This is a genomic window from Arthrobacter sp. SDR-2R (genome assembly GCF_057747955.1).
The window spans coordinates 2,529,287-2,553,405 of sequence record NZ_CM173231.1 but is presented as its reverse complement, the minus strand read 5'-3'; the positions used below and the strand labels follow the sequence as shown (position 1 = coordinate 2,553,405).

Here is a 24,119-nt window from a genome sequence, read left to right as displayed (position 1 = left end):
TGAAACTACCCTTTGGTGCAGCCCGAATCAATGCATCCGGGCAATTGCAGCCTATTGTCCCCGCAGCCCGTCCAGCGTCCGCAGGGCCGCCTCCCGCAGGCCACCCAGGTGCGGGCCTGCCGAAAGGATGTCGCGGCTGGAGGTTCCCAGGACCAGCGGGTAGGCGTCGCCGAAGGTGGAGCGGAGGTCGGCCGGCGTTGCCCCCTGCGCCCCCAGGCCGGGGGCGAGGATGGGCCCGCGGACGGCAGCGAGGTCGAGTTCAAGGTCTTTCAGGGCACTGCCAACGGTGGCGCCAACCACCAGGCCCACGGAACCCAGGCTGCCCCCGTACCGGGCATTTTCGGCCGCTGCGGCGGCCGTGATCCTGCGGGCCACCGAGTCCTTACCGCCAACATGCTGGACGGAAGCGCCTTCAGGGTTGGACGTCAGCGCCAGCACGAAGACACCGCGCCCGGTTTCGGCCGCGAGGTCCAGCGCGGGGCGCAGCGACTCGAAGCCGAGGTAGGGGCTCAGCGTGACGGAGTCCGCCGCCAGCGGGGACCCGTCCCGGAGCCAGGCGTCGGCATAGGCGGCCATGGTGGACCCGATGTCGCCGCGCTTGGCGTCGGCGATGCTCAGGACGGACTCGTCCCGGGCGGTGGCCAGGACTTCCTCCAGGACCGCCATACCGGCCGATCCGTGCCGTTCGTAGAGCGCCACCTGGGGCTTTACCGCGGCAGCGAGCGAAGCCACCGCCTCCAGGACGGTGAGGGAAAAACGCCTCAGCCCGGCGGCGTCGTCGTCCAGTCCCCAGCTCTTCAGCAGTGCCGGATGCGGGTCGATGCCCACGCAGAGCGGGCCGCGGGCGGCCATGGCCGCGCCGAGCCGGGAGCCGAAGGACTCCCGGCCGGCGGCGGATACCGGCCTGCTGCCTGGTACCTGCTCAGGCATGCTGCAGCGCAGCCTTCTGTGATTCCGCAAGCGCGGCGGCGTGCTCCTGCAGGCTGGTGACGGACCACTCGTAGGTGCGCAGGGCTTCGATGGCCTGGACCGCGGCGTTGAACTCGGCCACCGTGGTGATGCACGGAATGCCGATGGACGTCGCCGCTGCGCGCAGTTCGTAGCCGTCGCTGCGGGCTTCGCCGCCGGAGGGGGTGTTGAAGACCATGTCGATCTCGCCGGCCACAATGAGGTCCGCGATGGTGCCTTCACCCTCGGCGCTGCTGCCCTCGGCGACCTTGCGGACCGGGGTGGCCTGGATGCCGTTGCGGCGCAGCACGTCGGCGGTGCCGCCGGTAGAGACGATCTCGAAGCCGAGGTCCGAGAGCCGCTTGACGCCCATGATCACCGAGCGCTTGTCCCGGTTGGCTACGGAGACAAACACCTTGCCCTCGGTGGGCAGCGCGTTGTTGGCGGCCGCCTGGCTCTTGGCGAAGGCGGTGTCGAAATGCTTGTCGATTCCCATGACCTCGCCGGTGGAACGCATCTCGGGACCGAGCAGGGAGTCCACCACCTTGCCTTCAAGGGTCCGGAACCGGCTGAACGGCAGGACGGCTTCCTTGACGGCGACGGGGGCGTCCAGTGGCAGGGTGGAGCCGTCACCGGTTTCGGGCAGCATCTTGTAGGCGCTGCGGAGCTGGTTGATGGTCACGCCGGTGCCGATGAGGGCCGCGGCCTTGGCCATCTGGACGCCGGTGGCCTTGGACACGAACGGCACGGTCCGGGACGCGCGGGGGTTGGCTTCCAGGACGTACAGGACGTCCGAGGCCAGCGCGAACTGGATGTTGATCAGGCCGCGGACGCCCACGCCTTCAGCGATGGCGCGGGTGGCGGTGCGGACGCGTTCGACGACGTTGCTCCCCAGGGTGATCGGCGGCAGGACGCAGGCGGAGTCGCCGGAGTGGATGCCGGCTTCCTCGATGTGTTCCATGATGCCGCCCAAGTACATGTCGGTACCGTCGTAGAGGGCGTCGACGTCGATTTCGACGGCGTCCTCAAGGAACCGGTCAATCAGCACGGGGTGGTCCGGGGTGATTTCGGTGGCGTTGGCGATGTAGCGCGAGAGGTTGGGCTCGTCATAGACGATTTCCATGCCGCGGCCGCCCAGCACGTAGGACGGACGGACCAGGACGGGGTAGCCGATCTCGTCCGCGATCTTCTTGGCGTCCTCGAAGGAGACGGCGGTGCCGTTCTTGGGCGATACCAGGCCGGCCTTGTCCAGCACCCGGGAGAAGGCGCCGCGGTGCTCGGCGAGGTCGATGGCCTCCGGGGACGTTCCCAGGATGGGGACACCTGCGTCGGCCAGCTGCTGGGCCAGCTTCAGCGGGGTCTGGCCCCCGAGCTGGACGAACACGCCCATGACGCCGCCGGTGCGTTCCTCGGCCGCGATGACCTCCAGCACGTCCTCGAGCGTCAGCGGCTCGAAGTACAGGCGGGTGGAGACGTCGTAGTCGGTGGAGACGGTTTCCGGGTTGCAGTTGACCATGACGGTCTCGTAGCCGGCCTTGCGCAGCGCCATGGAGGCGTGGACGCAGGAGTAGTCGAACTCGATGCCCTGGCCGATGCGGTTGGGCCCTGAGCCGAGGATCAGGATGGACGGCTTGGAGTGCAGCGCAACCTCGTCCTCCTCGTCATATGCCGAGTAGTGGTACGGCGTGTAGGCGGCGAATTCGGCGGCGCAGGTGTCCACGGTCTTGTAGACGGGACGGATGCCCAGCGCCTGGCGTACGCCGCGGACCACGGCCTCGGGGTTGTGCGTCAGGGCGCCGATCTGTTCATCGGAGAAACCGTGGCGCTTGGCGCGCTTGAGCATGTCGGCGGTCAGGGCGCCGGCCTGGCGGATTTCGCGGGAGATTTCGTTGAGCAGCTCCAGCTGGTCAAGGAACCAGGGGTCGATCTTGGTGGCTTCGAAGAGCTGTTCCACGGTGGCGCCGCCCAGGAGGGCGCGCTGGACCTGGTGCAGGCGCTCGGTGGTGGGGCGCTTGGCCTTTTCGATGAGCTCCGGCACTTCCCATTCCGGGACGGAGCTGAAGTCCAGCTGCGAGCCCTTCTGTTCCAGGGAGCGCAGGGCCTTCTGCAGGGCTTCGGTGAAGTTCCGGCCCATGGCCATGGCCTCGCCCACCGACTTCATGGTGGTGGTGAGGGTGTTGTCCGCTGCCGGGAACTTTTCGAAGGCGAACCGCGGGACCTTGACCACCACGTAGTCCAGGGTGGGTTCGAAGGACGCGGGGGTCTTCTGCGTGATGTCGTTGGGGATCTCGTCCAGGGTGTAGCCGAGCGAGAGCTTGGTGGCGATCTTGGCAATGGCGAAGCCGGTGGCCTTGGATGCCAGTGCCGAGGAGCGGGAAACGCGGGGGTTCATCTCGATGACCACCACGCGGCCGGTCTTGGGATCGATGGCGAACTGGATGTTGCAGCCGCCGGTGTCCACGCCCACCTCGCGGATGACGGCGATGGCGACGTCGCGCAGCTTCTGGTATTCGCGGTCGGTGAGGGTCAGCGCCGGTGCCACGGTGATGGAGTCTCCGGTGTGCACGCCTACGGGGTCGAAGTTCTCGATGGAGCAGACGACAACCACGTTGTCGTTCTTGTCCCGCATCATTTCGAGCTCGTATTCCTTCCAGCCCAGGATGCTCTCTTCGAGCAGCACCTCGCTGGTGGGGCTGTACTGCAGGCCCTGTCCGACGATGCGGCGCAGGTCCTGTTCGTTGTAGGCCAGGCCGGAACCCAGCCCGCCCATGGTGAAGGACGGGCGCACCACCATGGGATAGCCCAAATCTTCGGCCGCCGTGAGGGCCTCATCCATGCTGTGGATGATGTGGCTGCGGGCGGATTCCGCGCCACAGCGTTCCACCACGCCCTTGAACTTTTCACGGTCCTCGCCCAGCTCGATCGCGGCAATGTTGGCGCCGATCAGCTCGACGTTGTACTTCTCCAGTACGCCGTTCTTGTCCAGGGCGATGGCGGTGTTCAGCGCGGTCTGCCCGCCCAGGGTGGGCAGGACGGCGTCCGGACGTTCCTTGGCGATGATCTTCTCCACCACCTCGGGGGTGATGGGCTCAACGTAGGTGGCGTCGGCGAACTCGGGGTCGGTCATGATGGTGGCCGGGTTGGAGTTCACGAGGATGACGCGCAGGCCTTCCTCCTTGAGGACACGCAGTGCCTGCGTCCCGGAGTAGTCGAATTCGGCGGCCTGGCCGATGACGATCGGGCCGGAACCAATGACGAGGACGCTCTTGAGATCTGTACGTTTCGGCATTACTTCTTGTCCTCAGTCTTGTTGTCGTTTTTGTGGTCAGCGCCTGCGGGGTGGGCCGCGTCCACGGGGTCCTTGGACGCGTTGGCGTTCCGGCCGTCCCGTGTGCCTTCCATGAGCTCGATGAAGCGGTCGAACAGGTAGGCGGCATCGTGCGGTCCTGCCGCGGCTTCTGGGTGGTACTGCACGGAGAACGCCGGGATGTCCAGGCAGGCGAGGCCTTCCACGACGTCGTCGTTCAGGCTGATGTGGCTCACTTCCACCCGCCCGTAGCGTGCCTCCGGGGCCTGCGTGGCGCCGTCGAGGGGGGCGTCCACGGCAAAGCCGTGGTTCTGGGAGGTGATCTCCACCTTGCCGGTGCGCCGGTCCATCACGGGCTGGTTGATGCCGCGGTGGCCGTAGCGGAGCTTGTAGGTGCCAAAGCCCAGGGCGCGGCCCAGGATCTGGTTGCCGAAGCAGATGCCGAAGTAGGGCAGCTTTTCGTCCAGGACCGAGCGGAGCAGCTTGACCTGGGCGTCGGCGGTGGCGGGGTCGCCGGGGCCGTTGGACATGAAGAAGCCGTCCGGGTTGACGGCCTTGACGTCCTCAAGGGTGGCGGTGGCGGGAAGCACGTGGACTCGGACGCCGCGCTCGGCGAACCGGACCGGGGTCATGGCCTTGATGCCCAGGTCGATTGCAGCGATGGTGAGGCGGGGTTCGCCGTCCCAGCCGTGGTCCTTTGGCTCCACGACGTAGGCTTCGTCCACACTGACTTCCTCGGCCAGGCGCGAGCCCTCCATGGGGGCGCTGGCCAGGACAGCGTCGAGCAGTTCCTTGTCCGTGGCCTTGGCTGCCTCGCCGGAGAAGATGCCGGCGCGCATGGTCTTGTGCTCACGCAGGTGCCGGGTGATGGCGCGGGTGTCCACGCCCTGGATGCCCACGATGCCCTGGGACACCAGCTCTTCGTCCAGCGACCGTTCGGAGCGCCAGTTGGAGGGCCGGCGCGCGGCGTCGCGCACAATGTAGCCGGCCACCCAGATGCGCCGGGACTCGGCGTCGTCGTCATTCACGCCGGTGTTGCCGATGTGCGGGGCCGTCTGGACCACCAGCTGGCGGGCGTAGGAGGGATCGGTGATGGTTTCCTGGTATCCGGTCATCCCGGTGGCGAAGACGGCTTCGCCCAGGGCGGTGCCGGTGGCGCCGTAGCTGGTGCCGCGGAAGATGCGCCCGTCTTCGAGTACCAGCGCAGCTGGCGCTGCCGGAGCGGAGGTGGTTGCTGTCAATGTATTCGCTTTCACTGTCTTACTTTCCACTGGTGGCACCAGCCGCTGGGGCTGACGAAATCAAATCCTGAAGGGCCTGGTAGAGAACGTCCTTGTCCGCGGCGCGGCGGGTCCGGAAGCCGGTGTCCAGCTGGTGGGCACCGTGCGTCCATGCCAGCACCAGCAGGCCGTCCTTCTCCACGAACTTCCCCGCCATGCCGCTGTCCTGCCGGACATCGGAGAGGGAGGCTGCGGGGATGTACAGCGCAGGCGCACCCGACCGCTCATAGAGCACGCCGTGCGGGTACACCGCGAGGGTGGCATTGGTGCGGATCCCCAGCCCGTGCACGGCAATGCGGTCCAGCCAGTCGCCGGCCGTGGTGGTGGCCACGTACTGCCCGTCGGCAGTTGCGGTGGGCTCACCGGGCACGGCGGGCACCTGGGGCAGTTGCTCGACGTCGGACTGGCGCTTGAGGCGGTTGCGCCAGCCGACGGCGAGGAGGACGAACACGACGGCGACCACCGCCAGCATGGCAAGTCCGGGAAGGATTTTGTCCATCAGGCAGCGCCTGCCGGGGTTGCGGCGGAGTCCGGGTGCGGGGTGTTGAGTTTGCCGTCAAGGACGGTGGGGTGCCCCCTGAAGAAGGTGGCCACCACCTTGCCGGGGAGTTCCCTGCCCTTGAACGGCGAGTTGCGGCCCATGGTGGCCATCTGGAAGGGGTCCACCGTCCAGCGCGCCGCCGGATCCACCAGGATGAGGTTGGCGGGTTCCCCGGCTTCGATGGGCCGGCCCTGGTCGCTCAGCCGGCCAATCGTCGCGGCCGCCGTGGACGTGACCCGGGCGAAGTCCGCCCAGGTCATCAGTCCGGTTTCAATCATGGCGTGCTGGACCACGGACAGGGCGGTTTCCAGCCCGGTCATGCCCATGGCTGCCTGCGCCCATTCGCATTCCTTGTGCTCACTGGGGTGCGGCGCGTGGTCGGTACCCACAACGTCGATCGTCCCGTCTGCCAGCCCGGCGCGCAATGCCTGGACGTCGGCGTCGGTGCGCAGCGGCGGGTTGACCTTGAACACGGGGTCGTAGCTGCGCACCAGGTCATCGGTCAGCAGCAGGTGGTGCGGGGTGACCTCGGCCGTGACGTCGATGCCGCGTTCCTTGGCCCAGCGGATGATTTCCACCGAGCCGGCCGTGGACACGTGGCACACATGCAGGCGGGAGCCGACGTGCTGGGCCAGCAGGACGTCGCGGGCAATGATGCTTTCTTCGGCCACCGCGGGCCAGCCGGTGAGGCCCAGGACCGCGGAGACGTCGCCCTCATTCATCTGCGCGCCGGCAGTGAGGCGCGGTTCCTGCGCATGCTGGGCCACGACGCCGTCGAACGCCTTGACGTATTCCAGGGCGCGGCGCATCAGCACGGGGTCGTGGACGCAGATGCCGTCATCGGAGAACATCCGCACCCGGGCGCGGGAATCGGCCATGGCGCCCAGCTCGGCCAGTTGCTCCCCTGCCAGTCCAACGGTGACGGCGCCAACGGGGCGCACGTCCACCCAGCCGGCCGCGCGGCCCAGAGTGTAGACCTGCTCCACCACGCCTGCGGTGTCCGCGACGGGGGTGCTGTTGGCCATGGCGTGCACAGCTGTGTAGCCGCCCAGGGCCGCAGCCCGTGTTCCGGTCTCCACGGTCTCGGCGTCCTCGCGGCCGGGTTCGCGGAGGTGCGTGTGCACATCGACCATGCCCGGCAGGGCCACCAGGCCTGCAGCGTCGATGACAGTGGCCCCCTCAGCGTCAAGGCCGGTGCCGATCTCGGCGATGATGCCGTCACGGACCAGCAGGTCCGCGGGGTCGCCGCCCAGGATGGCGGCGCCTTGGATGAGGTAGGTTCCGGTGTTGCCTGCCATCAGTTGCTCTCCTTGGGGGACGGGGCCGCGGCGGCATAGGCCGGTGCCCGGTGGGCGGCTGGTTCCCGGGTATCCCCGGAGAGCAGCAGGTACAGTGCGGCCATCCGCACGGACACACCGTTGCGGACCTGAGCCAGGACGGTGGAACGGGGTGAGTCCGCTGCGGCGGCGCTGATTTCCAGGCCCCTGTTCATTGGCCCCGGGTGCATGATGATGGTGTCCGTCATGCCCAGGTCGTCAAGGGCGCGGAGGCGGTTGTCGTCGAAACCCCACCGGCGCGAGTATTCGCGGGTGCTGGGGAAGAACGAGGCGTTCATGCGTTCGCCCTGGACACGGAGCATCATCATGGCGTCGACACCGTTGGCCAGGGTCTGGTCCAGGTCGTAGCTGACGCTGCAGGGCCATTTGTCGACGCCGACCGGCAGGAGGGTGGGCGGCGCCACCAGCGTGACTTCGGCCCCGAGGGTCCGGAGCAGCCAGACGTTGGACCGGGCCACACGGGAATGCAGGACGTCGCCGGCGATGGCGACCCGCATGCCCTTCAGGTCAGTCCCATCGGAACGCGTGCCGCCCAGGCGGGCCCAGTGACGGCGCATGGTGAAGGCGTCAAGCAGGGCCTGGGTGGGGTGTTCGTGGGTGCCGTCGCCGGCGTTGATGACTGCGGCGTCGATCCAGTCGGTTGCGGCCAGCCGGTGCGGCGCGCCGGAGGCCCAGTGCCGGATGACGACGGCGTCGGCGCCCATGGCGGACAGGGTCTGGGCGGTGTCCTTGAGGGATTCGCCCTTGGACACCGATGATCCCTTGGCGGCAAAGTTGATGACGTCAGCGGACAACCGCTTGGCGGCGGCTTCGAAGGAGATACGGGTCCGCGTGGAGTCCTCGAAGAAGAGGTTGACCACGGTGCGTCCGCGCAGCGCGGGAAGCTTCTTGACTTCCCGCTCCCCCACGGCAGACATTTCCTCCGCGGTGTCAAGGATGCGGATGGCGTTCGAAAGGCTGAGGTCCTCGGTGGACAGGAGGTGTTTCATGCGCCGCCTTCGATCACGACTTCGTTGACCGGGGTTCCGGCGTCGGACGTGTCTGTTTCTTCGAGCCGGACCCGGACCTTCTCGGCGGAGGACGTGGGCAGGTTCTTGCCAACGTGATCAGCCCGGATGGGAAGTTCGCGGTGGCCCCTGTCGATCAGGACCGCAAGCCGGACGATCCGGGGGCGGCCCAGATCGACCAGCGCATCGAGGGCGGCGCGGATGGTCCGGCCGGAGTACAGGACGTCGTCGATGAGCACCACTACTTTGTTGTCGATGCCTGTCCGGGGCAGCCTGGTGGGGTACGGCGGCCGTGTCCCCTGGTGGGAGAGGTCGTCGCGGAACATGGTGACGTCGAGCTGGCCAACAATGGCGGCGGCGTCAACGGTGGCGTCCGCGGCGGCGATTTTTTCCGCCAGCCGGACAGCCAGCGGGTAGCCGCGGCGGGGAATGCCCAACAGGACCAGGTCCTGGGATCCCTTGTTGGCTTCGAGGATCTCATGGGCGATACGAGTAAGTGCCCGGTCAATGTCCGCCCGGCTGAGGACAACCCTGGCTGGAACCGGTGCGCTGGTGACGGAAGTCAACGCTCGTCTCCCCTTTCCCCGCCTCACAGGACGGAATTAAAAAAGGAATGTTTGCTGTTCAAAATTACCACACGGTCCCTGCCCGGCCGGTCCCCGGGTGACGCGGTACTGGTCACACCCGAACGGCGCGGGAGGCCCGGTCCTTTGTGGTGTGGTGGCCCCCGCTTAGGCTTTCGGATATGCCGATGTATCCGCAGCAGCCTTCCTCCGGCCTCCCCGACGACCCCTACCGCAGGCCCACCGGCCCCCTGCCCCGGCAGGCCAATCCCAGCTGGATGGGACAGGTGCAGCCCGAATACTACCGCGCCGCCCCCGGACACCAGGGCCACCCGCTGGCTGCAGTGGTGCCGCCGCAGGCGCAGGAAGCCGCGCTGCGGGCATCGCGGACCCGCAGCGGGCTGGCGGGCCTGACGGTTGCGGGCGGCGTGCTTGCTTTCCTGAGCCTGTTCCTGGTGGTGCCGTTCCTGCTGTCCAACACCGGCGCCGCCGGTTTCCTAATTGGTTTCCTGGCATCGCTGGTCCCGCTGTCGGTGGTCCTCGCTGCGGTCCACATCATCGACAGGTGGGAACCGGAACCCAAGCGGCTGTTGTTCTTTGCCTTCACGTGGGGTGCTGCGGTGTCCGTTGCCGTGACCCTGCTCATCCAGCCGTTCTTCGTGATCGCCTTCCAGTTCACCGACGAACCCGACCTGCAGACCTACATGGCCACCGTCCAGGCCCCCATCGTCGAGGAGTTCGCCAAGTCCCTTGGCCTGCTCATCCTCCTCCTCGCGGCGCGCCGGCAATTCGACGGTCCCGTGGACGGGGTGGTGTTTGCCTTCACCATCGCCGGCGGCTTCGCCTTCACCGAAAACATCCTCTACTTCGGCAGGGCCATCGCGGAATCGGCATCCCCGGCCAGCGACTTCGCCCAGGTGTTCTTCCTCCGCGGTGTCATGTCCCCCTTCGCCCATGCGATTTTCACCGGCACCACAGGCCTGGTCATGGGCTTCGCTGCCAGGCGCTGGCACACGGGCGCCTCGATCGGCGCCTTCTTCGTGGGACTGCTGCCGGCCATGTTCCTGCACAACAGGTGGAACAGCATGGGCGGCGGCTTCCTGCTGGACTACATCATGGTCCAGGTACCGATCTTCGTGCTGGCAGTGGGCGGCATCATCTTCCTGCGGGTGGCCGAAAACCGCCTCACCCGGCAGCGGCTGATGGAGTATTCCGCTGCGGGATGGTTCACGCCCGCGGAAGTCCAGCTGCTGGCCACCCGCGGCGGCAGGCGCATGGTCCTGGCATGGGCTGCGGGTTCGGGCAGGAAGCGGCAGATGAAGCAGTTCGTGAAGGCGGCCACCCAGCTTGCCAACACCCGCCAGCGGATCCTGAGCGGACGCGATGTTCCGCTGCACCAGGCCGAGGAAAGGCAGCAGCTCCAGCGGATCGTGTCCCTGAGGGCGGCAGTGGCCGGATGATGTGAACCGCTGGCACGCAACAGGGCCCCGCCGGATGGCGGGGCCCTGTTGCGTGGTGGAAAGGCTACGCGAGCAGCGAAGGCTTCAGCTGCTGCAGCCGGCCCAGCAGGCCGTTGATGAACTGCGGCGACTCGTCCGTGGACAACGTCTTGGCCAGCGCGACGGCCTCACTGACCGCCACGCCGTCGGGGACGTCGTCGTTGTAAAGCAGCTCCCAGGTTCCGATGCGCAGGATGATGCGGTCTACGGACGGCATCCGCTCCAGGCTCCAGCCCTGCGAGTACGTCTCCAGGAACTCGTCAATGGCTGCCTGCTGGGAAAGCACGCCCTCGACGATTTCCAGGGTGTAGGGGTTGACCACCTGGTCGGTCTTTTCCCGGCGCGCACGAAGCACGTCGAACGCCGAAACGGAGCGCTGCTCCGCCTCGAAAAGAACATCCAGTGCCCTGTTGCGGGCTTTACCGCGGGCGCTCACTACTCAGTGACCCGGCCCAGGTAGCTGCCGTCGCGGGTGTCCACCTTGACCTTGGTGTTGTTCTCGATGAACAGCGGAACCTGGATCTCGTAGCCGGTCTCCAGCGTGGCGGGCTTGGTACCCGCGGAGGAGCGGTCACCCTGCAGGCCCGGCTCGGTGTAGGTGATTTCGAGGACGACGCTCGGCGGCAGTTCAATGTAGAGGGGGTTGCCGTCGTGGATGGCAATGTTGACCATCTGGTTCTCGAGCATGAAGTTGGTGGCGTCGCCCACCGTGGCACCGGAGACGGTGATCTGGTCGTAGTCGGAGGTGTCCATGAAGACGAAGTCCGCACCGTCCTGGTACAGGTACTGGTAGTCGCGGCGGTCCACGGTGGCCGTCTCGATCTTGAGCCCGGCGTTGAAGGTCTTGTCAACAACCTTGCCGGACATCACGTTGCGCATCTTGGTCCGCACAAAGGCGCCGCCCTTGCCGGGCTTGACGTGCTGGAATTCGATGACGTTCCAGAGCTGGCCCTCAAGCTTCAGGACCGTTCCGTTCTTAATGTCGTTAGTGGTTGCCACTGGTTTCCTCTGGTTTCTTTGTCTGGCCGCGTGGTCAGATGCTGTATGCCGGGCGGGCACGCCACAACGGCCCGCCTGCACGTGTTTGTCAAAAATCGCGTGGATGCAAAAATTCCACAACCATTCTACCGGTAAATCGGAGCGGGCCTTTCCGCCGGCGCTGCCGGCCGGCTCAGCAGGCCAGGTCCAGAACGTCCCTGGCACGCTGGAGGGCCACCGTGGAGGAATAGATCTGGGCGGCATCCGCCGATTGCGCCACCCCCAGGTCAAGCGCCCTGGAGAAGGACTCCACCGCCGCGGAGGTTTGGCCGGCTGCGTACTGCGTGCGGCCCAGGTACTGCAGGGCCAGGGCCTCCCGCGGCGTGCCGTGCGCCTCAGCCAGGAGCTGCCGGAACAACCCAATGGCACGGTCCATGCGGTGGCTGACGCTGAGCACCTCGGCTTCGAACACACGGAGCAGGAATGATTCCGGGTCCTTGAAGCGTGCCTCGGCCAGCAGTTCGGCAGCTTCGGACGCGTGGCCCTCAACCAGCAGCACGAAGATGTGGTCAGCGGGGTCGGTGGAGGCGGCCAACGCCTCCCGCACCGCGTCCTCGTTGACGACCTGGGGCAGCAGCGTGTCCGGATTGATCCGGATACCCGGGAAGCCGGCCTCGGGCCAGTCGGAGGTTCCGCTCATGTTGCCCTGCATCAGGAGGCAATTTCCTGGTAGGCCGCAAACAGCAGCGAGGTGTCCGGGACGTCGAGGATCCCCGGTTTGGCGATGCCGTCAAGCACCACGAAGCGCAGCAGGTCGCCGCGGGATTTCTTATCGCGCCGCATCCCGTCCAGCAGGCCCTGCCAACGGTCCCGCCGGTAGGTGACCGGGAGCCCAAGGCCTTCCAGGATGCTCCGGTGCCGGTCGGCGTCGGTATCGCTGAGCCGGCCCACGCTGCGGGCAAGTTCCGCTGCGAACATCATGCCCACGGACACGGCGGCGCCGTGCCGCCAGGAATACCGTTCCACCAGTTCGATGGCGTGTCCCAGGGTGTGTCCGTAGTTCAGGATTTCCCGCAGCCCGGACTCTTTGAGGTCCTCGGAAACAACTTTTGCCTTCACGGCGATGGCCCGCACGATAAGTTCCCGGAGCACGTCGGAGCGCGGGTCAACCACGGTGGCCGGGTCCTTTTCCACCAGGTCAAGAATGGCGGGATCGGCAATGAAGCCGCACTTGATCACCTCGGCCAGTCCGGAAATGATCTCGTTCTTCGGCAGCGTGTCCAGGGTGTCCAGGTCCGCCAGGACGGCGGCGGGCGGGTGGAAGGCGCCGACGAGGTTCTTCCCCTCCGCGGTATTGATGCCGGTCTTGCCGCCCACGGACGCGTCCACCATTCCCAGCAGGCTGGTGGGCATGTGGATGACTTTGACCCCCCGCAGCCAGGTGGCGGCGACGAAGCCTGCCAGGTCGGTCACTGCCCCGCCGCCGACGGCGACGATGGCGTCCGAGCGGGTGAAGTCGTTTTGGCCCAGGACCTGCCAGCAGAAAGCTGCCACCTGGATGTGCTTGCCTTCTTCGGCGTCCGGGATTTCGGCGGTGAGGGAGGTGAAACCGGCGGCTGCGAGTTCATCGCGGACGGTGTCGCCGGTGAGGCGCAGGGCGCGGGGGTGGATCACCAGGACCCGGCGGACGCGCTCCCCGAGCAGCGCGGGAAGGTCACCAAGCAGGCCGCGCCCGACGACGACGCCGTAGTTGTTGCCGGCACCCTCGCCGGTGACGTTGATGACTGTTGATTGGGTGTTCACTTTTCAACTTCCTGTTTGGCAGCTGCGTGGTTCCGCAGTGCTGCTTCCAGCCGGCCGCCGAGCTCGGGTATCGAGCCATGGCGGACGTCCAGGGTGATGTCGGCCAGCTTCTCGTAGACCGGCCTGCGGGTGGCGAACATTGCTGTCCAGCGGCCCATGGCGTCGCCGGCAAGGAGCGGCCGGCCGGAGTTCCGGGCAATCCGGTCGGCGACGGTGTCGGCGTCGCACTCCAGGTACACGACGGTGCAGTGGCTGATCAGCTGCTGCGTCCCCGAGTCGAGCACCGCTCCCCCGCCGAGCGAAATAACAGTGGGTGTCCCTTCGGCTTCCTCAACGGCGCGGGCGACGGTCCGCGCCTCAATTTCCCGGAAGGCGTGTTCACCGCGGCCCGCGAAGATCTCGGCGATGGATCCATGCCCGGCAACGATCACGGCGTCGGTGTCGACAAACCGGACACCCAGCTGCTGCGCCAGCTGCTGGCCGATGGCCGATTTGCCCACGGCCATGGGGCCGATGAGCACAATCGGCCGGTCGCCGACAGATCCGGTACTGCTGCGGTGGAGCACTACTGGCCGATCGAGTCCAGGGATGCCGGGATGTTGTCCAGGTAACCCTTGATGTTGCGTGCGGTTTCCGCCACGGAGTCACCGCCGAACTTTTCGATGACGGCCTCGGCGAGGACCAGGGCCACCATGGCCTCGGCCACCACGCCGGCGGCCGGGACTGCACAAACGTCCGAGCGCTGGTGGTGGGCCTTGGCGGGTTCACCGGTGCTGACGTCGATGGTCCGCAGGGCACGCGGCACGGTGGCGATGGGCTTCATGGCTGCACGGACGCGGAGGACATCCCCGATGCTCATGCCGCCTTCGATGCCGCCGGCACGGTTGCTGGCGCGCACAATCCGGCCGCCGCCGTCGCGGACGATCTCGTCATGGGCGGCAGAACCGCGGCGGGCTGCGGTGAGGAAGCCGTCGCCCACCTCCACGCCCTTGATGGCCTGGATCCCCATGAGGGCCGCAGCAAGCCTGGCGTCCAGCCGGCGGTCCCAGTGCACGTAGCTGCCAAGTCCCGGCGGGAGGCCGTAGGCGAGGACCTCCACCACGCCGCCAAGTGTTTCGCCTTCCTTGTGCGCGGCGTCCACCTCGGCAACCATGGCGTTCGACGTGTCACGGTCGAAGCAGCGCAGGGGGTCGGTATCCAGGGCAATGACATCGCCCGGTACGGGCAACGGACGGCCTTCGGGCACCGTCACGCTGGCAATGGACACGGTGTGGCTGACGAGTTCAATGCCGAGGTGCTTGAGGAACTGCGCCGCTACGGTGCCCAGCGCCACCCGGGTGGCGGTCTCCCGCGCGCTGGCGCGTTCCAGCACCGGACGCGCTTCGTCGAAGCCGTACTTCTGCATGCCGGTGAAGTCCGCGTGCCCCGGACGGGGACGCGTCAGGGGCGCGTTGCGCGCCTGGTCGGCGAGGAGTTCGGGGGCCACCGGGTCGGCGGACATGATCTGCTCCCATTTGGGCCATTCGGTGTTTCCCACCTGGATGGCAACGGGGCCGCCCTGGGTGATGCCGTGCCGGACACCACCGAGGATGGTGACCACGTCCTGCTCGAACTTCATCCGCGCACCGCGGCCGTAGCCAAGGCGGCGGCGGGCCAGGGAGTCTGCGATGTGCCCGCTGGTGATTTCCACACCGGCGGGGACGCCCTCAATAATTCCCATCAGAGCCGGACCATGGGATTCACCGGCAGTCAACCAACGCATAATTTCCATCCTGCCACGTAGGGCGGTCAGAACGCCCGCCGGGCAAGGCCGACTGCGTCACACATCACATCTATGACAGCTGCATTAACGTCTTCCCCGCGACGGGTGAAGAGCCGCACCTGCTCCACTGCCTGGTAAAGCAACATCTCCAGCCCCGGCACCACGCGGCCACCGCCGGCCTGCCATACCGAGGCAACCAGGCTGGGCCACGGATCGTAGGCAACATCCAGCAGCACGCCGGGCGTCGGAGCTTTCAAGGCGGCCACTTCGGCTGCGAGTCCGTCAGCCGCACGGGGCGGCAGGGTGGAAATCACGACGTCGGCTTCCGACGTGGGGCGCGCGGCTCCAGCCAGGGGGCGGACCTCCAGGGCAACTCCCAGGCCGTCCGCGGCTGCACGGACATCTGCTGTGCGTGAGGCATCGCGGACGAAGACCTGCAACGTTCCGGTGCCCAGTTCCTTCAGGGCAGCGATGGCCGATGCAGCGGTCCCGCCGCCACCAAGGATGACAGCCGTTGGTGCTGCGGGGGTGCCCGCATGGCACAGGGCGTTGACGATCCCGGCAACGTCCGTGTTGGAGCCCACCGTCCTGATGCCGCCGGCTGAGTCCTCGAAGGTAACGGTGTTCACCACGCCGAGGGTCTGCGCGACTCCCCGTACCTCGTCCACTTCCTGGAGCATCGCCGTCTTCAACGGCATCGTGACGGAGAGCCCGCGCCAGCCCGGCTGGTGCCGGATCTGGCGCATGAAGGACGGCAGCAACTCCTCAGTGACGTCGATGGCCGTGTAGCTGATGCCCGCGCCCAGCTGCCCGTATGCCGAGAGATGCAGCGCCGGGGATTTCGAGTGGCTGATCGGGTGGCCCAGCACGGCAGCCCGCAGAGTCATGTGCAGCGGCCCGCGTTGGCCTGGCACCACGCGTTGTACTGCTCGACGTACGCGTTGTGTTCAGCCAGTGTCTTGGCGAACTTGGTTTCCTTGGTGTCCAGGTTGATGGTCACCCAGTACAGGTAGTCATTGGCCTTGGGCCGGGCGGCCGCATCGATGGCGGTCTTGCCGGGAGAACCGATGGGTCCCGGCGGCAGCCCCGGATTGGCGTAGGTGTTGTAGGGGTTGGATTTGTCCTGGCGCTGCTCGTCCGTGAAGTTGAAGCTCCGGGTGCCAAGGCCGTACGTGACGGCGGAGTCAACCTGCAGGAAGCCACCGGTCTGGTCATTGGGCTTGAGCCGGTTGTAAATGGCGCCCGCCACGTCACCGTAGTCTGCCTGTCCGCCCTCGGCCTGGACAATGCTGGCCACGATAACGGCCTGGTACTGCTTGGCGGGGTCCGTGATGCCCTGCGAGACGAGTTCATCGGTGGTGGACTTCACCAGCGCCTGCAGGATGTCCTTGGCCGGGGTTCCCAGCGGGAAACGGTACTCACCCGGTGCCAGGTAGCCTTCGAGGTTCTTGGCGTTGGCGGGCAGGCCAAACTGTGCGGGCTGGTTGCTGAGGGCCTGCAGCTGCTGCACGGAAATCCCCGAGCCCTCCGAGATCGCCTGCAGCGATTCGCCAATCCTGAGGCCCGCGCTAAGGGCGAAGTAAATGACCTTCGTCTTGTCCTTGCCCGCCAGGATGTTGACCGCGTCCGCGTTCTTCATCTCGGTTTTGAAGGTGTAGTCGCCCGGCGACAATGTGCCGCCGGAGGCATGGAACGCCTGCATGAACGTGTCGGCGTTGGCCACGACGCGCTGGTTCTCCAGTTCCGTGGCGACCGATCGGGTTCCCTCGCCGCTTGCCACCGTGATCCGGACCTCACCCGATCCGGGACCCGGGAAGTCCGAAGGCTTGCCGTTGCCCAGGAGTGGCTTGAGGAACTGGGCTCCCACGGCCACAGCCGCCACAAAAACGGCAAGGGTCAGGAACAGGGCGAGCAGCCTGCGCCGGCGCCGGACCTTCTTCGAGGGGCGCGGCACTACCTGGGCTGCCGATGAGCCGGGCAGCAATCCATGGTCCGCGTCGTGGTGGTGAACATCGTGGTGCGGCGCCTCCACGTGGGCATCGTCGTGGTATCCCGCGGCGTGGTGGACATGGTCGTCGTGCACTTGCTGGTAGTCGTGCAGGTCCGGGTGGTGCAGGTCCGCTTCATGGTGCACGTGGTCTTGGTGCCCGACGGCCTCGTGGTGCAGGGCGACTTCATGGTGCACATCGTCATGAAGCGTGACAGCGTCATGGTGTCCGACGGCGTCATGGCCGCCGACGTTGCCATGGTGCGGGACGTCGTCGTGATGTCCAAGGGGCGCAGGGGCGTCCGGGGCGGCAGCGTCGCCGTCGAAAGGGTCCGCGTGGGAAGGACCTGCGGGCTCTTCGTCCTGGATGGACGGGGGTGCCTCCGGTGCCGCAGGAACATCACCTGCGCCGGGCAGCGGCGCAAACGTGGGCGCCGCTGCGGGCGACGGCGCCGCAGGCGGTGCGGCCGGGGGCGGCGGGACGTCGCCGGTTTCATAGGCCTGCTCGGGCACGGCGTCCTGGCCACCGGTATTGAGGCTCTTCTCCCGTGCCCGCAGTTCCTTGCGGGTCAACGGCCTCCCAGCCCCGGTATCCAGCCGGCCGAAGGTGTCGTCAATGTTGGCAGGGCTCACTGTTGCCTTCCATTATCTGAAGATTGGGCCGTGTCTGCGGGGATGGCGCGGACGGTTTCGTCCGTCCCACCGGCCCCCCAGGTCCACGGACGGGGGTGGCGCTGTCACGCGTGAGCCGACATCCGCTCCCCTGGCTTTCTGCATGTCGATGGCGTGCTGAAGAATACCCGCCGCCGCGACCTGATCCACTACTTTACGGTGGTCCCTGCTGCTCATGCCAGCTTCGTGCAGGTTCCGGTGGGCCGTGACACTGCTGAGGCGCTCATCCACGAGGTTCACCGGAACGGCGAGACCGCGCCGTGAAAACTCCGCGGCGAGGAGGAGGGCATAGTCCGTGGCCATCCTGGCCGAGGCATGTTCTTCGCCCTTCATCGTCCTGGGCAGCCCGACGATAACCTGCACCGCGCCGAGTTCCTCCGCCAGTTTGGCGATGACGCGCACGTCCGAGTTTTTCCTGGCATTCCGGTCGAGGGTCTTGTACGGCGTGGCAAGGATGGAGTCGCGGTCGCAGACGGCCACGCCCACCCGGACGGTGCCGACGTCCACCCCCAGTTTGACGCCCTGGGGGTAGCCGCCGGCAGCAACAGGATCGGTCATAACGTGGTTAGCGCCTTGAAATGGCGTCGACGACGGCTGCCAGGGCAGCGCCGACCCTTCCGGCGTCGGTTCCGCCGCCCTGGGCGACGTCGTCCTTGCCGCCGCCACCACCACCGAGGACACCGGCAGCCACCCGGACCAGGGCACCGGCCTTGACGCCGGCCTCCCTGGCTGCCTCATTGGTGGCTACCAGGATCAGTGGACGGTCGTTGGCGACGCCGGCCACAGCCACGGCGGCAGCTGCCGAACCGAGCCGGTTGCGCAGGTCAAGGGCCAGGCCGCGAAGGTCGTCGGCTCCGCTGACGGTGCCGGCGTCGTGGGCCAGCACCTTGACGCCTGCGGCGTCCTGGGCGGTGTTAACCAGCTGCGCAGCGGAAGCGGCCAGCTGTTCCTTGCGGAGCCGGTCCAGTTCCTTCTCGGTGGCCTTCAACTTGGCCAGGGTGGCGGAAATCCTGTCGGCGAGCTGGCCGGACGGGACCTTCAACAGGTCCGTCAGTTCGGTCACCAGGGCACGCTCAGCCGCAAGGTGGCGGAAGGCCTCCATGCCAACGAAGGCCTCCACGCGGCGGTTGCCCGAGCCGACGGACTGTTCGCCCAGGAGCGACAGGCTGCCGATCAGCGAGGTGTTGGCAACGTGGGTGCCGCCGCACAGCTCGCGTGACCACGCGCCGTCGATCTCCACCACGCGCACCTCGCTGCCGTAGTTCTCCCCGAAAAGGGCCATGGCGCCCATGGCCTTCGCTTCGGCCAGCCCCATGATCTTCGTTTCCACCGCGTAGTTGTTACGGATGGCCAGGTTGGAGACTTCCTCGATTTCGGACCGCGTGGCGGTGCTCAGGCCTTCGCCCCAGGCGAAGTCGAAGCGCAGGTACCCCGCCTTGTTGAAGGATCCACGCTGGGTGGCCTCCGGACCAAGGATCTGGTGCAGCGCGGCATGCACGATGTGCGTGCCCGTGTGGGCCTGCTCAGCGGCATGGCGGCGTTCACGGTCGACGGCGGCGCGCACCAGCGAGTCAGCGCCGATTTCGCCTTCGCGGACAATCGCCTTGTGGACACTCAGGCCCTTCACGGGCCGCTGGACGTCCAGGACCTCGACGACGAATCCGTCACCGGTGATCAGGCCGGTGTCGGCGGCCTGGCCGCCGGCTTCGGCGTAGAAGGGGGTTTCGGCCAGGACGAGTTCGATCTCGTCGCCGGTGGCGGCCTGCTGCACCTGGCGGCCGGCGCTGAGCAGGCCGCGAACGCGCGACTCGCCCTCAAGCTCGGTGTACCCGGTGAAGACCGTCTCGCCCTGGGCCAGGATGTCCTGGAAGACGGTGAGGTCGGCGTGGCCGCCCTTCTTGCCCTTGGCATCGGCCTGGGCGCGCTGGCGCTGTTCCTGCATGAGGCCGCGGAAGGCCGCCTCATCCACTTTGAGTCCCGCTTCCTCCGCCATCTCCAGCGTGAGGTCGATGGGGAAGCCGTAAGTGTCGTGCAGCGTGAAGGCGTCCGCACCGGACAGCGGCTTGTTGGCGGCCTTGGATTCCTTCACGGCCTCTTCCAACCGGGCGGTGCCGGACGCGATGGTGCGCAGGAACGCCTTCTCTTCGGCGTAGGCAATGCGGCTGATCCGGTCGAAATCGGTCTCCACCACCGGGTAGACGCCCTTCATGGCGTCGCGCGATACGGGCAGCAGATCAGGCAGGCAGGCCTGTTCCACACCCAGGAGGCGCATGGAACGGACGGCACGCCGGATGAGGCGGCGCAGGACGTATCCGCGGCCCTCGTTGGAGGGGGTCACGCCGTCGGAGATCAGCATCAGTGCCGACCGGATGTGGTCGGCCACCACGCGCATGCGCACGTCGTCGGTGTGGTGGGGATCGTCCGGGGTTTCGGCGGAGGTGTATTCCCTGCCGGACAGTTCGGCGGCCTTGTCGATGACCGGCCGCACCTGGTCGGTCTCGTACATGTTCTCGACGCCCTGCAGGATCATGGCAAGGCGTTCCATGCCCAGGCCCGTGTCGATGTTCTTCTTGGGCAGCTCGCCGACGACGTCGAAGTCCACCTTGGAGCGGACGTTTTCGATCTGGTACTGCATGAACACCAGGTTCCAGATCTCGACGTAGCGGTTCTCGTCGGCGATGGGGCCGCCGTCAACGCCGTAGGCGGGACCGCGGTCGTAGTAGATCTCGGAGCAGGGGCCGGCGGGTCCGGGCTGGCCGGTGTGCCAGTAGTTGTCCGACTTGCCCATCCGCTGGATGCGTTCAGCCGGGACGCCGGTGTTCTTCAGCCACAGTTCCTCGGCTTCGTCGTCCTCTTCGTAGACCGTCACCCACAGACGTTCGGGCGCAAGGCCGTAGCCGCCGTCGTCAACGCTCTTGGTGAGGAGCTCCCAGGCGAACTTGATGGCGTCTTCCTTGAAGTAGTCGCCGAACGAGAAGTTGCCGCACATCTGGAAGAAGGTGCCGTGGCGGGCAGTCTTGCCCACTTCCTCGATGTCGCCGGTGCGGATGCACTTCTGCACGCTGGTGGCGCGGGAGTAGGGCGCTTCCTCGCGGGCAGTGAGGTACGGAATGAACGGGACCATGCCGGCCACCGTGAACAGCAGGGAGGGGTCGCTGGAGACCAGCGATGCGGAGGGAACCGCCGTGTGGCCCTTGCTGACAAAAAAGTCCACCCAGCGCTTTGTGATCTCCTGCGACTTCATGAGCTGTTTTCTTACCCTTCTTGGTCCGTCCCGCCGGGCGGCACGGAAATTTCGTTCAGGTGGCAAGGTTCCCGGATCGGGTTCCTGCCGGTTGTTGGCTGGTGCCGGTTGTGCCCCGCGGGCTCAGCGGCGGACCAGTTCCGCGGACTCGACGCCAAGGGCGGTCCGCAGGTCGGTTTCCCGTTCGCGCATCCCTGCGCGGACGGCATCCGCGAAGTCGTACACCCCGTCGGCAAGACGCCCTACCGCACGGTTGAGGCCCTCAGGTCCAAGAGTGGACTGGGCCTGGCTCACTTTGCGGAAGGCAATGACCCCAATGGCCACGCCGATTCCCATCCAGACAATTCTTTTCATATTCGTTCTCTTCGAATCTAGCGGCTGCGGCGGCCGGCAGCGGGCTTCCGGCGGTTGGCGACGGCGCTGCGCACGCCGTAGCTGAACGCCGCAACCTTGATCAGCGGCGAGCCCACCGTGGCGGCCACCAGCGAGGACAGGGCGGAAATGTTGGCGGATGCGTCGGAGACGTTGGACGCGATACCGTCCACCTTCTTCAACTGCTGGTTGGTGGTGGAAACGGTGGCCGTTACCTCATCCATCAGGGGCGTGGCGCCGTCGCTGATGGACCTGATGGCAGTCCGCACTTCGTCGAAGACTTTCCCCAGCTTCAGGATGGGGACCGCGAGCAGCAGCACCAGGAGCGCGAACACCCCGGCAGCGATCAGGCCGGCAATATCGCCACCAGTCATAGACGTTCATCTCCTCGAAATTCTGTGATTGAGCCCCATCCGCGGCGTGACGGAATGCCCGTTGCGCAGATGTCCCCCAAGTACCTTACATACAAAGAAGCCCGCGGCGCGTGCCACGGGCTTCTTTGGATACGCTGCTGGGATTTAGCGTGCGTAGAATTCGACGACGAGCTGCTCTTCGCAGGTCACCGGGATTTCCGAACGCTTGGGGCGGCGGACCAGGCGTGCCTGCAGGGCTTCCAGCTTGACGTCCAGGTAGGCCGGAACGGCAGGCAGGACGTCGCGGTGTGCGCCGGCTGCGGCAACCTGGAGCGGAACCATGGTCTCGCTGCGGCTGTGGACGTGGACCAGCTGGCCCTCGCCGACGCGGAACGACGGGCGGTCAACGCGGACGCCGTCAACCATGATGTGGCGGTGCACAACCAGCTGGCGGGCCTGGGCGATGGTGCGGGCGAAGCCGGCACGCAGGACCAGGGCGTCGAGACGCATTTCGAGCAGCTCGATGAGGTTTTCACCGGTCAGGCCCTTGGTGCGGCGGGCTTCTTCGAAGGCACGGGTCATCTGTGCTTCGCGGATGCCGTACTGGGCGCGCAGACGCTGCTTTTCGCGCAGACGTACGGCGTAGTCGGAGTCCTGCTTCTTGCGGGCACGGCCATGCTCACCGGGGCCGTACGGGCGGCGCTCCATGTACTTGGCGGCCTTGGGGGTCAGAGCGATGCCGAGGGACCGCGAGAGGCGGGCCTGACGGCGAGCACGAGTGTTGTTAGCCACTAGTGTCCTTCCAATATCTGCGGTGTGTCAGTGTTACTGGCCTCCACGATGGAGAGCATCGGCCAACCGCTGCCTTTTGCTACGGGGCGCAGGGCATAACCTTCTCAACGAATTGGGGAGATTGTGCGTCCGTGCCTTGCCAGACGAACATCCAGCCTACCATGGCGGCTACTTGCCCCGCACAATCTTCCGCAACCGCTCCAGCCGCTGGGCGATGTCCCGTTCCGCTCCGTTGCCGGTGGGCTGGTAGTAGTCGCGGCCCACCAGGTCGTCCGGCGGGTACTGCTGCGTTGCCACCGCGTGCGGGGCGTCGTGGGCGTACTTGTACCCCACGCCGTGTCCCAGCTGCTTGGAGCCCGGGTAGTGCGCATCCCGCAGATGCGCGGGAATGCCGACGCCGAGTCCCGCGCGCACGTCCGCGATGGCTTTGTTGATGCCCATGTAGGCGGCATTCGATTTTGGCGCGGTGGCGAGGTGGACCACGGCCTCAGCCAGGATGATCCGTCCCTCCGGCATCCCGATCAGCTGCACCGCCTGCGCCGCGGCCACGGCGGTCTGCAGCGCCGTGGGGTCGGCCATGCCCACATCCTCTGCCGCCGAGATGACGATCCGACGCGCCACGAACCGCGGGTCCTCCCCGGCTTCAAGCATCCGGGCAAGGTAATGCAGGGCAGCATCCACGTCCGAGCCCCTGATGGACTTGATGAATGCGCTGGCCACGTCGTAGTGCTGGTCACCGGCACGGTCATAGCGGACGGCGGCCGCATCCAGCGCACGCTCGGTGTGGCGCAACTCCACGGTGACCGGCTCAGCGGTGACCGGCTCAGCAGCTGCACCCTCCTCCCCCACGGAACGTTCGACGTCGTCCGCGTCACCGAAGGCGACGCCGGCCGCAGCCTCCAATGCAGTGAGCGCCCTTCGCGCGTCCCCGCCGGACAGCCGGACCAGGTGTTCCAGCGCTTCGTCGCTGAGCCGGACCTTCCCGCCCAGCCCGCGCGGGTCCTCGACGGCCCGCACCAGGAGGCCCTCGATGTCGGCATCCGTCAGCGGCCTGAGCGTGAGGAGCAGGGAGCGGGACAGCAGGGGTGAGACCACCGAAAAGGAAGGATTCTCCGTGGTGGCAGCCACCAGGACCACCCAACGGTTTTCGACGCCGGGAAGCAGCGCGTCCTGCTGGGCCTTGTTGAAGCGGTGGATCTCGTCAAGGAACAGCACCGTGGTGGTCTTGTACAGGTCCCTGGCCGTCAGGGCGTCGTCCATGACGCGGCGGACGTCCTTGACGCCGGCGGTGATGGCGGACAGTTCCACGAATTTCCGTCCCGGTCCGCGCGCGATGACGTGCGCCAGCGTGGTCTTTCCCGTACCGGGCGGCCCCCAGAGGATGAGGGAGGTGGGACCGGCCGGGCCCGTACTGTCCGCCCCGGCGCCTGCGGCCAGCTGCCGCAGCGGCGAACCCTGGCCGAGCAGGTGCTGCTGGCCCACCACTTCGTCCAGGGTGCGGGGCCGCATCCGGACGGCCAGCGGACTGCGCGGCGAACCTTGGCTACGGGAACCCTGCCCCCTGGAACCCTGGCCCCCGGAACCGGTGCTTGCCCCGGAGACGGGACCGTCGTCGTCGTTTTCTGGTCCGTGCCCGAAGAGATCATCCACATAGATAGGCTACTTCCAGTCCAC

The 24,119-nt window shown here is 67.0% G+C and carries 22 protein-coding genes; 1 reads left to right on the top strand and 21 read right to left on the bottom strand.

The window, feature by feature from the left end; translation table 11 throughout:
• Window positions 1-51: 51 nt before the first annotated feature.
• From pyrF to pyrR, 7 genes are read right to left on the bottom strand one after another with little or no spacing between them, the layout of a single operon-like run.
• On the bottom strand, window positions 52-930 hold the full coding sequence (gene pyrF / locus AC3ANU_RS11910; protein ID WP_018769304.1) for an orotidine-5'-phosphate decarboxylase: 879 nt from the start codon (window positions 928-930) through the stop codon (window positions 52-54).
• Window positions 923-4,237 carry a carbamoyl-phosphate synthase large subunit gene (gene carB, locus AC3ANU_RS11905; protein WP_134164710.1) on the bottom strand — a complete coding sequence of 1,105 codons (3,315 nt, stop codon included), beginning with the start codon at window positions 4,235-4,237 and terminating at the stop codon, window positions 923-925. The genes pyrF and carB overlap by 8 nt, the downstream gene beginning before the upstream one ends.
• A complete protein-coding gene (carA, locus tag AC3ANU_RS11900) occupies window positions 4,237-5,535 on the bottom strand; it encodes a glutamine-hydrolyzing carbamoyl-phosphate synthase small subunit (RefSeq protein WP_488314587.1) in 1,299 nt (432 codons plus the stop codon). Before carA ends, carB begins: the two co-directional genes overlap by 1 nt.
• Complete coding sequence (locus tag AC3ANU_RS11895; protein WP_488314586.1) at window positions 5,516-6,034, bottom strand: PH-like domain-containing protein; 519 nt, start codon at window positions 6,032-6,034, stop codon at window positions 5,516-5,518. Before AC3ANU_RS11895 ends, carA begins: the two co-directional genes overlap by 20 nt.
• Window positions 6,034-7,374 carry a dihydroorotase gene (locus AC3ANU_RS11890; protein WP_488314585.1) on the bottom strand — a complete coding sequence of 447 codons (1,341 nt, stop codon included), beginning with the start codon at window positions 7,372-7,374 and terminating at the stop codon, window positions 6,034-6,036. Before AC3ANU_RS11890 ends, AC3ANU_RS11895 begins: the two co-directional genes overlap by 1 nt.
• On the bottom strand, window positions 7,374-8,402 hold the full coding sequence (locus AC3ANU_RS11885; protein ID WP_223991604.1) for an aspartate carbamoyltransferase catalytic subunit: 1,029 nt from the start codon (window positions 8,400-8,402) through the stop codon (window positions 7,374-7,376). The genes AC3ANU_RS11890 and AC3ANU_RS11885 overlap by 1 nt, the downstream gene beginning before the upstream one ends.
• On the bottom strand, window positions 8,399-8,986 hold the full coding sequence (pyrR, locus tag AC3ANU_RS11880; protein WP_488314584.1) for a bifunctional pyr operon transcriptional regulator/uracil phosphoribosyltransferase PyrR: 588 nt from the start codon (window positions 8,984-8,986) through the stop codon (window positions 8,399-8,401). Before pyrR ends, AC3ANU_RS11885 begins: the two co-directional genes overlap by 4 nt.
• A gap of 185 nt (window positions 8,987-9,171) precedes the next feature.
• On the opposite strand from pyrR, the gene AC3ANU_RS11875 reads away from it, so the two are divergent.
• Complete coding sequence (locus AC3ANU_RS11875; RefSeq protein ID WP_018769311.1) at window positions 9,172-10,443, top strand: PrsW family intramembrane metalloprotease; 1,272 nt, start codon at window positions 9,172-9,174, stop codon at window positions 10,441-10,443.
• Between the two features lie 64 nt (window positions 10,444-10,507).
• Here AC3ANU_RS11875 and nusB read toward each other — a convergent pair whose 3' ends face one another.
• From nusB to AC3ANU_RS11805, 14 genes are all read right to left on the bottom strand, one after another.
• Window positions 10,508-10,918 carry a transcription antitermination factor NusB gene (gene nusB / locus AC3ANU_RS11870; RefSeq protein WP_018769312.1) on the bottom strand — a complete coding sequence of 137 codons (411 nt, stop codon included), beginning with the start codon at window positions 10,916-10,918 and terminating at the stop codon, window positions 10,508-10,510.
• Window positions 10,918-11,481, bottom strand: a complete 564-nt coding sequence (gene efp / locus AC3ANU_RS11865; protein ID WP_018769313.1) for an elongation factor P — start codon at window positions 11,479-11,481, stop codon at window positions 10,918-10,920. Before efp ends, nusB begins: the two co-directional genes overlap by 1 nt.
• Before the next feature lie 172 nt (window positions 11,482-11,653).
• Window positions 11,654-12,172, bottom strand: a complete 519-nt coding sequence (locus AC3ANU_RS11860; protein WP_134164707.1) for a tetratricopeptide repeat protein — start codon at window positions 12,170-12,172, stop codon at window positions 11,654-11,656.
• Complete coding sequence (gene aroB, locus AC3ANU_RS11855) at window positions 12,172-13,263, bottom strand: 3-dehydroquinate synthase (RefSeq protein WP_134164706.1); 1,092 nt, start codon at window positions 13,261-13,263, stop codon at window positions 12,172-12,174. Before aroB ends, AC3ANU_RS11860 begins: the two co-directional genes overlap by 1 nt.
• Entirely contained in the window at window positions 13,260-13,829 is a 570-nt protein-coding gene (locus AC3ANU_RS11850; protein ID WP_134164705.1) for a shikimate kinase, read from the bottom strand. Before AC3ANU_RS11850 ends, aroB begins: the two co-directional genes overlap by 4 nt.
• Complete coding sequence (gene aroC, locus AC3ANU_RS11845) at window positions 13,829-15,028, bottom strand: chorismate synthase (protein ID WP_026265774.1); 1,200 nt, start codon at window positions 15,026-15,028, stop codon at window positions 13,829-13,831. Before aroC ends, AC3ANU_RS11850 begins: the two co-directional genes overlap by 1 nt.
• A 23-nt stretch (window positions 15,029-15,051) precedes the next feature.
• Window positions 15,052-15,912, bottom strand: coding sequence for a shikimate dehydrogenase (locus tag AC3ANU_RS11840; RefSeq protein WP_488314583.1), 861 nt, complete (start codon window positions 15,910-15,912; stop codon window positions 15,052-15,054).
• Window positions 15,909-17,645: an endolytic transglycosylase MltG gene (gene mltG, locus AC3ANU_RS11835; protein WP_488314582.1), complete on the bottom strand. Its 1,737-nt coding sequence runs from the start codon at window positions 17,643-17,645 to the stop codon at window positions 15,909-15,911. Before mltG ends, AC3ANU_RS11840 begins: the two co-directional genes overlap by 4 nt.
• Before the next feature lie 12 nt (window positions 17,646-17,657).
• The gene (gene ruvX / locus AC3ANU_RS11830) at window positions 17,658-18,242 is read right to left on the bottom strand and encodes a Holliday junction resolvase RuvX (protein ID WP_488314581.1); all 585 of its coding nucleotides are present in this window, start codon (window positions 18,240-18,242) and stop codon (window positions 17,658-17,660) included.
• Between the two features lie 7 nt (window positions 18,243-18,249).
• Window positions 18,250-20,928, bottom strand: coding sequence for an alanine--tRNA ligase (alaS, locus tag AC3ANU_RS11825; RefSeq protein WP_488314580.1), 2,679 nt, complete (start codon window positions 20,926-20,928; stop codon window positions 18,250-18,252).
• A 123-nt stretch (window positions 20,929-21,051) separates the two neighbouring features.
• Window positions 21,052-21,282, bottom strand: a complete 231-nt coding sequence (locus AC3ANU_RS11820) for a DUF6167 family protein (protein WP_222430050.1) — start codon at window positions 21,280-21,282, stop codon at window positions 21,052-21,054.
• A gap of 17 nt (window positions 21,283-21,299) precedes the next feature.
• Window positions 21,300-21,674, bottom strand: a complete 375-nt coding sequence (locus AC3ANU_RS11815) for a DUF948 domain-containing protein (RefSeq protein WP_018769323.1) — start codon at window positions 21,672-21,674, stop codon at window positions 21,300-21,302.
• A gap of 144 nt (window positions 21,675-21,818) precedes the next feature.
• Window positions 21,819-22,445: a 30S ribosomal protein S4 gene (gene rpsD / locus AC3ANU_RS11810; RefSeq protein WP_009357431.1), complete on the bottom strand. Its 627-nt coding sequence runs from the start codon at window positions 22,443-22,445 to the stop codon at window positions 21,819-21,821.
• Between the two features lie 168 nt (window positions 22,446-22,613).
• Window positions 22,614-24,095, bottom strand: coding sequence for a replication-associated recombination protein A (locus AC3ANU_RS11805; RefSeq protein ID WP_056390468.1), 1,482 nt, complete (start codon window positions 24,093-24,095; stop codon window positions 22,614-22,616).
• Window positions 24,096-24,119 lie beyond the last annotated feature (24 nt).

Bases quoted from the DNA above. Each gene is read 5' to 3' on its own strand.
- AC3ANU_RS11875 (WP_018769311.1), top strand. From the start codon at position 9,172: ATGTATCCGCAGCAGCCTTCCTCCGGCCTCCCCGACGACCCCTACCGC.
- AC3ANU_RS11895 (WP_488314586.1), bottom strand. From the start codon at position 6,034: ATGGACAAAATCCTTCCCGGACTTGCCATGCTGGCGGTGGTCGCCGTC.
- AC3ANU_RS11820 (WP_222430050.1), bottom strand. From the start codon at position 21,282: ATGAAAAGAATTGTCTGGATGGGAATCGGCGTGGCCATTGGGGTCATT.
- carB (WP_134164710.1), bottom strand. From the start codon at position 4,237: ATGCCGAAACGTACAGATCTCAAGAGCGTCCTCGTCATTGGTTCCGGC.
- pyrF (WP_018769304.1), bottom strand. From the start codon at position 930: ATGCCTGAGCAGGTACCAGGCAGCAGGCCGGTATCCGCCGCCGGCCGG.
- AC3ANU_RS11885 (WP_223991604.1), bottom strand. From the start codon at position 8,402: ATGAAACACCTCCTGTCCACCGAGGACCTCAGCCTTTCGAACGCCATC.
- ruvX (WP_488314581.1), bottom strand. From the start codon at position 18,242: ATGACCGATCCTGTTGCTGCCGGCGGCTACCCCCAGGGCGTCAAACTG.
- AC3ANU_RS11860 (WP_134164707.1), bottom strand. From the start codon at position 12,172: ATGCAGGGCAACATGAGCGGAACCTCCGACTGGCCCGAGGCCGGCTTC.
- alaS (WP_488314580.1), bottom strand. From the start codon at position 20,928: ATGAAGTCGCAGGAGATCACAAAGCGCTGGGTGGACTTTTTTGTCAGC.
- AC3ANU_RS11840 (WP_488314583.1), bottom strand. From the start codon at position 15,912: ATGACTCTGCGGGCTGCCGTGCTGGGCCACCCGATCAGCCACTCGAAA.
- AC3ANU_RS11890 (WP_488314585.1), bottom strand. From the start codon at position 7,374: ATGGCAGGCAACACCGGAACCTACCTCATCCAAGGCGCCGCCATCCTG.
- AC3ANU_RS11815 (WP_018769323.1), bottom strand. From the start codon at position 21,674: ATGACTGGTGGCGATATTGCCGGCCTGATCGCTGCCGGGGTGTTCGCG.